Genomic DNA, 12661 nt, shown 5'->3' with positions numbered 1-12661 from the left:
TACACTTGATTCTGCGAGGTAAATCAATGTCAGAGATCAACGCAAAAGTCGTCATTATCACCGGCGCCAGCAGCGGCTTGGGCGAAGCTACCGCCCATCGGCTGGCCAAGAGTGGCGCCAAGCTGGTACTGGGCGCCCGCCGTGAAGAGCGCCTGAAAGAATTGACCGATGCCATCGTCAAGCAGGGTGGTGACGCTATCTACCAGGTCACCGACGTTACCCAGCGCGACCAGGTGGAAGCGCTGGCCCAGGCGGCACGCGACAAGTACGGTCGTATCGACGTGCTGATCAACAACGCCGGCTTGATGCCGCTGTCGCCGCTCGATCAAGTGAAGGTCGATGAGTGGGACAAGATGGTCGACGTCAACATCAAGGGCGTGATGTACGGTATCGCCGCGGTGCTGCCGACCATGCGCGAGCAGAAATCCGGGCACGTGATCAATCTCTCCTCCGTCGCCGGGCATGTGGTATTTCCCAGCGCCGCGGTCTATTGCGCCACGAAGTACGCCGTCAAGGCTCTTTCCGAAGGCCTGCGCCAGGAGTCCAACGGCGAGATTCGCTCGACCAATATCTCGCCGGGCGCGGTGGACACCGAGCTGACCACCACCATCAGCGACAAGGATACCGCCGAGGGCGTCAACGAGTTGTACAAGATGGCGATCGATGCGGATGCCATCGCCCGCGCCATCGCCTTTGCCATCGAACAACCGGCCGATGTCGACGTCAACGAACTGATCATTCGCCCGACCCAGCAGCAGCTGTAAGCGGCTAGTGTAGAGCGCTAGAGCTGAGCGTCTCTGCAGCCCCTTGAACCCGATGCCTCCAGGCATCGGGTTTTTTGTGCACTACCCTCAGGTTATCCGGCAAGCTTGAGTCCCACCAGACCGGCAAATATCAGGACAAGGCTCGCCAGGCGCAAGGGGTTGGCACTGTCCCCATAGAGCAGAATGCCGAACAGCGCCGTGCCTATCGCGCCGATGCCTACCCAGATAGCGTAGGCGGTTCCCACCGGCAGGCTTTTCATCGCCTGGGCGAGCAGAAAGAAGCTGGCCATCATGGCGATCACGGTAAGTAAACTGGGTAGCGGTCGAGTGAAGCCGGCGGAGGCCTTGAGTCCGAGCGCCCAGCCCACCTCCAGCAGGCCGGCAATGACGAGTATGATCCAGGCTGTATTCATGACATGGACTCATTACCAGGCAGGGTCGTCCCTGAAATATTCGGTACATACCGGGCCGTCCCGGCAGCATTCATGAAAGCCAGGCAACCTAACCGAAGGTGATGGCGATGTCGAATCCAGGCGATCTGAGTTCGTAGCTCTTGATATCCCTCACTCCAGCAGAGCCACCGATTTGATCAGGGCATAGACGCGTTGCCCGGCCTCGAGTCCGAGCTGGCTTACCGCGCGCGGTGTCACCTCGGCCAGCAGCAGTTGCCGGTCGGCGGTGCGACACGCCACCACGATGCGGTGGTTGTGCGACGGGTCGATGCGCTCGATGGTCACCGGCAGGTGATTCTGGATGCTGATGCGGTGCGGATCGTCCAGCGACAGGCTGACGTCGCGGGCGAGTACGCGCAGTCTCGTGGCACCGGCGCTTGGCGCCTGCGTAGCGGCGACCCACAGCTGCGCCCCTGGCGGGCCGAACGGGCGCAAGCCGTCTTCTACCGTTTCGCCAACGCGTCCTTCCAATACCGAAGCCGCTCCCGTGTCGGCAAACAGCGGCGAGTTGGGGCGGGCCAATGCTTCGCGTAACGTCTCGATCCGCTGGATGCGCCCCTCGTGCATGAACACCACCCTGTCCGCCAGCCGCTCGACTTCGTCGGGTGCGTGGCTGACCATGATGATAGGCACCCCGGACTGCGCCGCCATGCGCGAAAGAAAGGGCATGATGTCGCGTTTGGTCTGGGTGTCGAGAGCCGCCATCGGTTCATCGAGCAGCAGCAGCTGAGGGCTGATGAGCAGTGCCCGCCCCAGGGAAATACGCTGGCGCTGGCCGCCGGACAGCTGGTCGATACGCCGCTCGAGCAGATCGTCGATTCCGAGCATGGCGGTCACGTCAGGAGGGTGCAGGCGGCGCACTGCCTCGGGCGTGCGTCGATAGCCGTAGAGCAGGTTGTCTCTCACCGACAAGTGCGGCAGCAGACTGTGTTCCTGAAACACCATGCCGATGCGCCGCTTGTGCAGGGGCACGAACCGTCGGCCTTGCTGCCAGGCGTGTTCGCCGAAGTGGACCGTGGCACCACGCACATGTTCCAGGCCGGCAATGATGCGTAGCAACGTGGTCTTGCCGCAGCCGGAGCGGCCAAACAGCGCCGTCACGCCGTCCAGAGAAAGTTCACTGGCGACCGAGAGTTCAAAGCCATCGCCATGGCGCAAACAAGCCTGAATCTGCAGGATCATAACCGGGTCACTTCGAAACGCCGATTGATGCTGTAGACCACGAACAGGGTAGCCAGGGCGAAGACCAGCAGCATCAAGGAGAGCGCATGCGCGGCCTGGTAGTTCATCGCCTCGGCATGGTCGTAGATCAGTACCGACAGTACCTTGGTTTCCCCGGGAATGCTGCCACCAAGCATGAGAATGACGCCGAACTCGCCCAGGGTATGGGCGAAGGTCAAGGTGGCTGCCACCACGAAACCGCCGCGAGTCAGCGGCAGGATCACGCTGCAGAACCGATCCAGTGGCCCGGCCCCCAGGCTGCCCGCGACCTCCAGCGGGCGCCTGCCCAGGTTACTGAAGGCCTCGGTAAGCGGCTGCACGGCGAACGGCATGGAGTAGAGGACGGACGCGACCAGAATGCCCTCGAAAGAGAAAGCCAGGTGATGCAGGCCCAGGCTTTCCAGCGTCTCTCCGACCACCCCGCGCGGCCCAAGCACGATAAGCAGGTAGAAGCCCAGCACGGTTGGCGGCAACACCAATGGCAGCGCCACGATAGCCTGTACCAGGACCCGGGCGGTAGAGCGCCTCTGGGCCAGCCACCAGGCCAGGGGCGTGGCCAGAATCAGCAGGATCAGGGTGGTATAAAGGCAGAGTCGGAAAGTGACGTTGATCGCCTGCCATTCCGCCGGGCCGAGTGCAAACATTGGGTTTCTCTTGGTGGGTGAAGTATCCGCCCCGGCGCTTATTCTCTATGACAAGTCACTGTGGCAAGTCATTGCGACAAGACGAAGCCGTAGCGGGACATGATGCCATGCGCCGCATCGCTTTCCATGTAATCGGCGAACGCTCGGGCTTGCGGTTTATCCTTGCCATGACGGGTGACGATGTAACCCTGGGTCAGCGGTTTGTGCAAACGTTCATCGATCAAGTGGTGACCGTGCTCTGCAAGCTCAGGGAACCTGGCCAGCGACAGGGCGATGATACCCACCTGTGCGGCTCCTGTTCGGGCCATCTGCGCGGTTTGGGCAATATTCTCGCCGAACACCAGCTTGTCCTGTACCGCCTCCCAGACTCCCGCTGACTGCAGCGCTTCCTGGGCGCGCAGGCCGTAAGGGGCGTGATTTGGCTGGGCGATGGCAATCCGCCGGATGGCGTCCGACCCCAGGTCCTCAAGGGTAAGGCTTGCGGCATCGAGGGTACTGCTCCATATCACGATGCGGCCAATGGCATAGATCGACGGTTCCGTCGCCGTCATTCCTAGCTCCTGGAGCTTCTCGGGATAGGCAATGTCGGCGGAAAAGAACATATCATAGGGCGCGCCGTGAATGATCTGTGTCGTCATCTTGCCGGAGGAGCCGTAGATGACCTCGATATCGGCATCGGGGTGCGCCTGATGGTAGTTCTCGATGATGTCGTCGAGGGCATAGCGTAGATCCGAGGCCGCGGCGATACGTATCGGTTCACTGGCATGCAGGGACGAGGACAGCAGGAGCAGGGCGAGTGAGACAAGCATGCGACCTGACATTGCGGAAAAACGAGCTAACCAATGCGCCAAAATGAGGGCGGGAAACGCCATGCTGAATCTCCTGGTAAACGTTACTGGCATGCTTGGCAACTGAATCCTACCGGGCCGTTGGTCTCAAGAAAACCGGATGACGCCTTTCCAAGACGCACGAGGGTAAAAACTGGATAATGGGCGCCAATCAGCCTATGCCTGTTGAAAATTCATCTATCCGGACGTCCGTTCATGGAAATCAAAGTCAACTATCTCGACAACCTCCGCCTGGAGGCCAAGTTCGACGACTTCACCGTCATCTCCGACCAGCCCATCCGCTACAAGGGCGATGGCTCGGCGCCCGGGCCGTTCGACTATTTTCTGGCGTCCTCGGCCATGTGCGCCGCGTACTTCGTGAAGGTGTACTGCAACGCCCGGGACATTCCCACCGACAACATCCGCCTGTCGCAGAACAACATCGTCGACCCGGAAAATCGCTACAAGCAGATCTTCAAGATCCAGGTCGAGCTGCCGGAAGGGCTCTCCGATAAAGACCGCCAGGGCATCCTGCGCTCGATCGACCGCTGCACAGTCAAGAAGGTGGTCCAGACCGGCCCCGAGTTCCAGATCGAGACGGTGGAAAATATCGACGAGGATGCTCAGGCGCTGCTGATGGGCGCTCCGGAAGGCAGCAACACCTATATCGAGGGCAAGGATCTACCGCTGGAACAGACCATTGCCAACATGTCGGGCATCCTGGCCGATCTGGGCATGAAAATCGAGATCGCTTCGTGGCGCAATATCGTGCCCCACGTTTGGTCGCTGCATATTCGCGATGCGGCGTCCCCTATGTGCTTTACCAACGGCAAGGGCGCCACCAAGGAGAGCGCGCTGTGCTCGGCACTGGGCGAGTTCATCGAGCGCTTGAATTGCAACTTCTTCTACAACGACCAGTTCTTCGGCGAAGCGATTGCGGACAGCGAGTTCGTCCACTACCCCAACGAAAAGTGGTTCAAGCCGGGCCCTGGCGACGAGCTGCCCGAAGGCATCCTGGACGACTACTGCCTGGCCATTTATAACCCCGATGGCGAACTGGGTGGCTCCAACCTGATCGACACCAACTCCGGCCGCGAGGATCGTGGCATCGTCTCGCTGCCTTTTGTGCGCCGCTCGGATGGCGAAACGGTCTATTTCCCTTCGAACCTGATCGAGAACCTGTTTCTCAGTAACGGCATGAGCGCGGGCAACACCCTGCCGGAAGCTCAGGTTCAGTGCCTGTCGGAAATCTTCGAGCGGGCGGTGAAGCGGCAGATCATCGAAGAGGAGATTGCCCTGCCGGATGTGCCCCAGCACGTGCTGGAAAAATATTCTCACATTGTGGAGGGCATCGCCGCACTGGAAGCCCAGGGCTTTCCGGTACTGGTCAAGGACGCTTCTATGGGCGGCCAGTTTCCGGTGATGTGCGTGACGCTGATGAACCCGCGTACCGGCGGGGTGTTCGCCTCCTTCGGCGCGCACCCGAGCTTCGAGGTGGCGCTTGAGCGCAGCCTGACCGAGTTGTTGCAGGGTCGCAGCTTCGAGGGCTTGAACGACCTGCCGCCGCCCACGTTCAACTCGCATACCGTTGCCGAGCCCAACAACTTCGTCGAGCACTTCATCGATTCGGTGGGGGTGGTCTCCTGGCGTTTCTTCAGCGCCAAGGCGGATGTCGAGTTCTGCGAATGGGACTTTTCCGGCAGCGGAACCAGCAGCAACGAGCAGGAGGCGGCGACGCTGTTCGGCATCCTCGAAGAGATGGGCAAGGAAGTCTACATGGCCGTCTACGACGAGCTGGGAGCCCAGGCGTGCCGTATCCTGGTGCCGGGTTACTCCGAGGTGTACCCGGTGGAGGATCTGATCTGGGATAACACCAACAAGGCGCTGGACTACCGCGAGGATATTCTCAACCTGCACCGCCTGGATGACGATCAACTGGCTGACCTGGTGGAGCGCCTGGAAGAGAGCCAACTGGACGATCACACCGATATCATCACGCTGATCGGCGTGGAATTCGATGAGAATACCGTATGGGGTCAGCTCACCATTTTGGAACTCAAACTGCTGATCAACCTGGCGCTTGGGCAGCATGACGAGGCGCTGGAACGGGTCGAGATGTTCCTGCAGTTCAACGACAACACGGTGGAGCGGGAACTGTTCTATCGTGCGATGAATGCGGTGCTGGAAATTGCGCTGGATGATGAGCTGGAACTCGACGACTACCTGCCCAACCTGACGCGGATGTTCGGCGAAGAGACCATGGGCGCCGTGGTGGGCTCGGTCACCGGCGAGGTGCGCTTCCACGGCCTGACGCCCACCAACATGCAGCTGGAAGGTCTCGAGCGTCACCTGCGTCTGATCGAAAGCTACCAGAAACTCCACGCCGCCCGCGCCGCCAGGGCGGAGATGGCAGTGTGAGCCTGCGCGGTTTTGTGGCTGTTTATTTCTGAGGATCGAGCCTCCATAAACGGTTGGTTGCGGCAAGCCAGACATTCGAATCGAAACGAGACGAGCATGACTCTTGATTACCGCTGGATTTACGACACAGTACGCAAGCGTTTTGCCACTGACGAAGCCATGGAGGCTTTCCTGCCCACGCCACAGACGACTGAAGCGTTGAAGCAGAAGGGGGATGATCGCTACCTTTCCGCCATGAGCCAGCGGGTATTCCGGGCCGGTATGCAACACTCGGTGGTCGATGCCAGGTGGCCCGCCTTCGAAGACGCCTTCTGGGGCTTTGTACCCGAGACGATGGTGCTGCTCAGCCCAGAGCAGATCGAAGGCTATATGCAGAATGATCGCATCATTCGCCATCGCACCAAACTGCAGACCATCCCCAAGAATGCCCAATTCATTCTGGACATTCGCCAGGAACAGGGCCGCAATTTTGGCGAATTCATTGCCGAGTGGCCGAGCGCTGACATTGTCGGCTTATGGCGGTTACTGGCTAAACGTGGCGCGCGCCTGGGCGGGCGCTCGGCGGCCGCGTTTTTACGTCTGGCCGGCAAGGATACTTTCTTGTTGACCAGCGATGTGGTGGCACGCCTGATGGCCGCCGATATCATTGACCATGCCCCTACCAGCCAGCGAGATATGAAAATCGTCCAGAGCGCATTCAATGCGTTGCAGCAGGATTCGGGAAGGCCGTTGTGTCAGCTATCGGCCATGTTGGCGTTGAGCATCAACCCAAGGTTCTAGCCGGTCGCTAGCCAAAGAACCAGTAACAGACGCCGATAGCCGTCATTACCCCGGCGGCATCGGCGAACAGCGCGCAACCCAGGCCGTGCCGAATGCGGCTGATGCCTACCGCGCCGAAATAGACCGCCAGGACATAAAACGTCGTTTCGGTGCTGCCCTGCATCGTGGCGGCCAGCAGCCCGGCAAAACTGTCCACGCCGAAGGTCTCCATGGTCTCGATCATCATGGCCCGCGCGCCGCTGCCGGAAAGCGGCTTCACGAACGCCGTCGGTAGCGCATCGACAAAGCGGCTGTCCCATCCGAAGCCTTCGACCAGCCAGCGGATACCGCTTAGCCCGGCATCCAATACGCCGCTTGCGCGCAGCACGCCCACCGCCACCAGCATGGCGATCAGGTAGGGCAGCAGCGTGACGGTAAAGCTCACGCCCTCCTTGGCGCCTTCGATAAAGGCGTCATAGACCTTCACACCGCGCAGCGCCCCCACTACCAGGAACATGATTACGATACTGAATAGCGTGAGATTGCCCACAAGCGTGGAGGCCGCGGCCAGCGCCTGGGCGCTCATGCCCGCCAGTGTGGTCAGCAGTATCCCCAATGCCAGCGCGGCAGCCACCAAGTAGCCCAGCACCACAGGCTGCCATAGCTTCAAGCGCTGCATGAGCGCCACCGCAAGCAGTCCCGCCAGGCTCGATGCAGTCGTCGCCAGCAGGATCGGCAGGAACACCAGGGTCGGGTCGGCGGCACCCTGCTGAGCGCGGTACATGAAGATCGTCACCGGCAGCAGGGTCAGCGACGAGGTATTCAGCACCAGAAACAGAATCTGTGCGTTGCTGGCGGTCTCGTGGCTGGGGTTGAGCGCCTGCAGCGAGTGCATCGCCTTGATGCCGATCGGGGTGGCGGCGTTGTCCAGCCCGAGAATATTGGCGGCGAAGTTCATGCTGATCAGCCCCATGGCGGGGTGGCCACGGGGCACCTCGGGCATCAAGCGACAGAATAGCGGGTCCAGCACACGACCCAGCAGGCGAATCAACCCCGCCTTTTCGGCAATCGAGAGAAACCCCAGCCATAGTGTCATGGTGCCCAGCAACACCAGAATGATATCGACGCTCACCCGCGCCATATCGAATAGTGCCTCTACCAGGCGGGCGAACACTTCGCTGTCGCCACCCACCAGCCACTGCCACAGAGACGCGGCGAAAGCGGCGATAAAGAAGCTTAACCAGATTCCGTTGAGCATGGCGGCACTAACCCGAAAGCGACAGAAAGAACAGGATCAGCGGCGGGGAGAGCAGCGATAGAATGAACCCGCTGACGACGGCGATGGGCACGCAGGCCACGCCGCCGTGCTGCTGAATCACCGGTAGAGTGAAGTCCATCGAGGTGGCGCCGCCGTAGCCGATCGCCAGTGCCGTGTGTCGGTGGATGACCAGCGGAATCAGGATGAATGCCAGCAGTTCCCGGGCAAGATCGTTGAAAAACGCCACACCGCCCAGCAGGGGGCCGAGCTGGTCGCCTATCAAAATCGCCGAAAGCGAATACCAGCCGAATCCGGCGGCCATGGCCAAGCCTTCGTTCCAGGGAAGCGACAGCAGCGGGGCGGCGACCAGGCCCGCCAGCAGCGAACTCAACGCCAGCGTGACGGCAATCGCCAGCCCCATGCGGTTGAGCAATATCTGCTTGAGCGGCATGCCGGAATTGCGCAATTGGCAACCGATCAGCACCAGCAAAGCATAAAGCACCCACTCCGCCAGCAGATCCGCTGTAGTGAACAGCATCTCATCCAGCACAGGGCCTGTGAGCAAGCCGAACAGGACGCCGCCCGCCACCACGGCCACCAGCAGCAGCGACCCCTGCATTGCCGCCCACTTGCTGGTGGGGGCGTTTTTCACTACCGGCGAATCGCCCACCCTGAGCGGCAGATGGCGCGATAGCCACCAAAGCGCCGCCAGGTTGAACACCGAGATAATGCTGAACAGCACAAGCGCACTGCCGCCCAGGCGGGAAAACTGACTGGCGAGGTCTTCCAGCCCGGCGAGGCTGATGCCCATCAGCAACAGAATGATGTAAACCGAGGCATTGACGCCGCGATTGACCAGCGCGAGAACTTGCGTCGAGCGAACAGGAACCAGGTAACCGAGAAACAGCGGGAGCAGAACAATGAGCAGGCCAGTAAGCATCTAAGGCGTCACGCCTCCTTGCAGGCTCACATCGAGCAATGAGAGCTGGGTATGCCGACGGCCGTCGCGTCGGTATTCGACGCTCAGCAACAAGCCGGGTAGTTGCGGGTGGAAGCTGATATGCAGCGTCCGGTCGGGTTTTTCGGGGTCGACGAGAGCCACCGTCACGGCCTCGAACTCCCCCGCGGGAAGACTGAGTGCGTCGCGGCTGACAGGATAATAATGGAAATGCTCGGGGTCGCCACTGTGATCCAGGTAATGAAGCTCACACGGTGAGTCCTGACGGCAGCCATCCTGATTGGCCGGAAGTGATAGCTTGAACAGAGCGGTTTGACGATCCGGTTGGGTCAGCTGCTCGTTAGTCAACTGATACTCCTTGCCGATACCCAGCAGCGAGTAACTACTGCTGTATTGCAATGCCTGAATATCGTCGTCCTGTACGGTGAAGCGGCTGCGCTCGTTGGCGCGAGCGATCGCCACCGCAAAGCTCATGCTACTTAGCCAGTGGCCGTTTTCCTCGCTCAAGCGATGGGTCACCGTGGCCTTGGGCCAGCCCTGGGTCTGCAATCGGTACCGTGCTTCAAAGGGCTGTGCAGCAGTATCAATTGTCTCGCTGGGGTTGATGGATTGCGCGTAGACCGAGAGCGGCTGACACATCGCTGCCATGAGCATCATTCGGCTCAGCCTCCGGGACGATGCGTGGGCTGCTACCTGGGCGGTATGCTGCCATGCTCGCTTGCCGGTACTGGCCGATTTTCCGATCCAGGCCGATAAAGACATGAAAGGCTCCCTCCTTGTGTCGTTCCCGCCCGACCGCGAAAGGGCGACTATACCAGACTGGCTTCTTCTCAGTAGCCTGCCGCCGGGTCCACCGTTTCGAGCGCCTCGCCCTTTTCAAAGGCACGAATGAGTTCTTCCACCTGATTGATGGCTTCCTTGAGTGGCGTCGGGGCGGCCATATGCGGCGTGATCCACACGCGAGGATGGCTCCACAGTGGGCTATCCTGGGGCAGCGGCTCCTGCTGAAAGACATCCAGCAGTGCGCCACGCAAGTGGCCAGGCTCGTCGCCGCTGCCCAGCGCCTCCAGCAGGGCGCTTTCATCGACCAACGCGCCTCGTCCGGGGTTGATCAGGCTGGCGCCCGCCGGTAGTCGGGCCAGGCGCTCGGCATCGATCAAGCCGCGCGTCTGGTCGGTATCGGGAAGCAGTGTCACCAGCGTGTCGACCCGGCCGAGCAGATCGTCCAGTCCGGAGTCGCCATGGTGGCACTCGACGCCGTCGATCTGCTTCGGGCTACGGCTCCAGCCATGGACCTCGAAGCCCGTCTGGCTCAGCCGGATCGCCACATCGCGCCCGATGGCGCCGAGGCCCAGCACGCCTACCGCCCAGTCTTTCTTGTCCCGCACGGCGATATCGTGCCACTGGGCGTTGCGCTGCTGGGCGGCGTAGCGGTCGAAGTGACGCTGAAAGTGCAGCACCCCATACAGCACGAAATCCGCCATCAGCTCGGACATCCCCGCATCACGCAGCTTGACGATCGGCACGTCGGTGGGCAGCCCCGGGGTCTTGAGCAGGGCGTCCACACCGGCGCCCAGGTTGATGATGCCCTTGAGTCGGCTCTGTTCCCGCAGCAAGTGGCCTGGGGGTTTCCACACCGCCAGGTAGTCGGCACCTTGCCTGCGTTCTTCGGGAGCGTCACTGGTGACGACCTCGGCATCTGGAAAACGGGACGCCAAGGCCTGCTGCCAGGTGGTGGCATCGTCGATATGGACAAGGATCTTCATGCTTACCTCGCGTCTGGAAAGTGATTCAGCACCGGTGAATGAAAACCGGCGGGATGACTCATCATGGTTTAGCGCCGGGGCGCAGTGCAAGAACCCGCCGCAGAAGCAGTCGCAAGGTAGATTGACCGGCATAATCGGTTGGCTTGGGAATAATCGTTTGGCTCGCGGATGCGGCGTGCAAGGACTTAATACGTTTTTGCGATAAAGGCTTTGACCGGCGACCAAGGGTCGGTGCTAGTATCGCCCCTAAGGCGACATTGGCGGGACCGGCGTGACATGCGGCGGTATTTGCCCCGATACCTGATCGGTGGCGGCCAGGTCGATCCTATGGCCCGGAGGCGGTTACGCTTCCGGTTCTTGGTGATCTTTGATGGCGAGTTGCCTCATGATTCAGGTTTCCCTGCCCTTCACTCGTGAAGAGTATGCCAGCCGCCTGTGGAAAGTGCGTGCTGAAATGGCCGGGCGCGGCATCGACGTACTGATCGTCAGCGACCCCTCCAACATGGCCTGGCTGACCGGCTACGACGGCTGGTCGTTTTATGTTCACCAGTGCGTTCTGGTGGGCCTGGAAGGCGAGCCGGTATGGTACGGCAGGCGGATGGATGTCAACGGGGCATTACGCACCTGCTGGATGGATGCCGACAACCTGACCTACTATCCCGATTACTATGTCCAGAATCCGGACATGCATCCCATGGACTACCTGGCGCAATCGATCCTGCCCGACCGAGGCTGGCACGAAGGTGTGGTGGGCATGGAAATGGACAACTACTACTTTTCGGCCAAGGCCTACCAGAGCCTTCTGCGCGAGCTTCCCCACGCCCGTTTCATGGATGCCAATTCGCTGGTCAACTGGTGCCGGGCGATCAAGTCGCCCCAGGAAGTCGCCTACATGCGGGTGGCGGCGAAGATCGTCGAATGCATGCATACGCGCATTCTGGAAGTGATCGAGCCGGGCCTGCCGAAGAGCAAGCTGGTCTCGGAGATCTACCGGGTGGGCATCGAAGGCTGGAAGGATGAGTATGGCAAGGTTCACGGGGGCGACTATCCCGCCATCGTGCCGATGCTGCCTACCGGCAAGGATGCCGCCGCCCCCCACCTGACCTGGGATGATACGCCGTTTCGCCAGGGCGAGGGCACCTTCTTCGAGATTGCCGGTTGCTACAAGCGCTATCACGCACCGATGTCGCGCACCGTGTATCTGGGCAAGCCGCCCCGCGACTTCATTCGTGCCGAATCGGCACTGCTGGAAGGCATCGAGAACGGTCTGGCGGTGGCCAAGCCCGGCAATCGCACGGCGGATATCGCCATGGCATTGGGTGCGGCGATGGACAAGTACGGCTTCGACCGTGGCGGTGCGCGTTGCGGCTATCCTATCGGTATCTCCTATCCGCCGGACTGGGGCGAGCGCACCATGAGTCTGCGCCCTTCGGACGAGACCATCCTCCAGCCGGGCATGACGTTTCACTTCATGCCCGGCCTGTGGGAGGAAGACTGGGGCCTGGAAATCACCGAGAGCATCCTGATCACCGAGACCGGTTGCGAAACCCTGGCCGATTTTCCGCGCCAGCTATTCGTCAAGTAACGCCAAGAA

The 12661-nt window shown here is 60.9% G+C and carries 12 protein-coding genes; 4 read left to right on the top strand and 8 right to left on the bottom strand.

The features are described 5' to 3' along the window. Positions 1 to 26 precede the first annotated feature (26 nt). Positions 27 to 764 carry an SDR family oxidoreductase gene (locus R5M92_RS11910; protein ID WP_346796162.1) on the top strand — a complete coding sequence of 246 codons (738 nt, stop codon included), beginning with the start codon at positions 27 to 29 and terminating at the stop codon, positions 762 to 764. 92 nt (positions 765 to 856) lie between these two features. Here R5M92_RS11910 and sugE read toward each other — a convergent pair whose 3' ends face one another. From sugE to modA, 4 genes are all read right to left on the bottom strand, one after another. Further along, positions 857 to 1177 (bottom strand): quaternary ammonium compound efflux SMR transporter SugE, encoded by a 321-nt coding sequence (sugE, locus tag R5M92_RS11905; RefSeq protein WP_346796161.1) that lies wholly within the window; start codon positions 1175 to 1177, stop codon positions 857 to 859. Positions 1178 to 1327: 150 nt separating this feature from the next. Beyond that, the gene (modC, locus tag R5M92_RS11900) at positions 1328 to 2398 is read right to left on the bottom strand and encodes a molybdenum ABC transporter ATP-binding protein (protein WP_346796160.1); all 1071 of its coding nucleotides are present in this window, start codon (positions 2396 to 2398) and stop codon (positions 1328 to 1330) included. Beyond that, on the bottom strand, positions 2395 to 3081 hold the full coding sequence (gene modB / locus R5M92_RS11895; protein WP_346796159.1) for a molybdate ABC transporter permease subunit: 687 nt from the start codon (positions 3079 to 3081) through the stop codon (positions 2395 to 2397). The genes modC and modB overlap by 4 nt, the downstream gene beginning before the upstream one ends. A gap of 68 nt (positions 3082 to 3149) precedes the next feature. After that, positions 3150 to 3953, bottom strand: coding sequence for a molybdate ABC transporter substrate-binding protein (gene modA / locus R5M92_RS11890; RefSeq protein ID WP_346796158.1), 804 nt, complete (start codon positions 3951 to 3953; stop codon positions 3150 to 3152). Between the two features lie 171 nt (positions 3954 to 4124). Here modA and R5M92_RS11885 point away from each other — a divergent pair, with 171 nt between their 5' ends. Together R5M92_RS11885 and R5M92_RS11880 are read left to right on the top strand one after the other, a co-directional pair. Then, the gene (locus tag R5M92_RS11885) at positions 4125 to 6326 is read left to right on the top strand and encodes an OsmC domain/YcaO domain-containing protein (protein WP_346796157.1); all 2202 of its coding nucleotides are present in this window, start codon (positions 4125 to 4127) and stop codon (positions 6324 to 6326) included. A gap of 96 nt (positions 6327 to 6422) precedes the next feature. Continuing rightward, a complete protein-coding gene (locus tag R5M92_RS11880) occupies positions 6423 to 7106 on the top strand; it encodes a DNA-3-methyladenine glycosylase I (protein ID WP_346796156.1) in 684 nt (227 codons plus the stop codon). Positions 7107 to 7113: 7 nt separating this feature from the next. Here the strand turns inward: R5M92_RS11880 and R5M92_RS11875 are convergent, their stop codons facing one another. From R5M92_RS11875 to R5M92_RS11860, 4 genes are all read right to left on the bottom strand, one after another. Next, positions 7114 to 8343, bottom strand: coding sequence for a nucleoside recognition domain-containing protein (locus R5M92_RS11875; RefSeq protein WP_346796155.1), 1230 nt, complete (start codon positions 8341 to 8343; stop codon positions 7114 to 7116). 7 nt (positions 8344 to 8350) lie between these two features. Further along, complete coding sequence (locus R5M92_RS11870; RefSeq protein WP_346796154.1) at positions 8351 to 9283, bottom strand: lysine exporter LysO family protein; 933 nt, start codon at positions 9281 to 9283, stop codon at positions 8351 to 8353. Next, positions 9284 to 10063 (bottom strand): hypothetical protein, encoded by a 780-nt coding sequence (locus R5M92_RS11865; protein ID WP_346796153.1) that lies wholly within the window; start codon positions 10061 to 10063, stop codon positions 9284 to 9286. It lies immediately after the preceding gene. A 68-nt stretch (positions 10064 to 10131) separates the two neighbouring features. Further along, complete coding sequence (locus R5M92_RS11860; protein ID WP_346796152.1) at positions 10132 to 11067, bottom strand: glyoxylate/hydroxypyruvate reductase A; 936 nt, start codon at positions 11065 to 11067, stop codon at positions 10132 to 10134. A gap of 385 nt (positions 11068 to 11452) precedes the next feature. Here R5M92_RS11860 and doeA point away from each other — a divergent pair, with 385 nt between their 5' ends. Further along, positions 11453 to 12652: an ectoine hydrolase DoeA gene (gene doeA / locus R5M92_RS11855; protein ID WP_346796151.1), complete on the top strand. Its 1200-nt coding sequence runs from the start codon at positions 11453 to 11455 to the stop codon at positions 12650 to 12652. Positions 12653 to 12661: the final 9 nt, after the last annotated feature.

Origin of the sequence: Halomonas sp. Bachu 37, from assembly GCF_039691755.1 — a bacterium.
GTDB classification, from domain to species: domain Bacteria; phylum Pseudomonadota; class Gammaproteobacteria; order Pseudomonadales; family Halomonadaceae; genus Vreelandella; species Vreelandella kashgarensis.
Note: the sequence above shows the minus strand (reverse complement) of the source record. Positions and strands in the feature narration are given on the sequence as shown.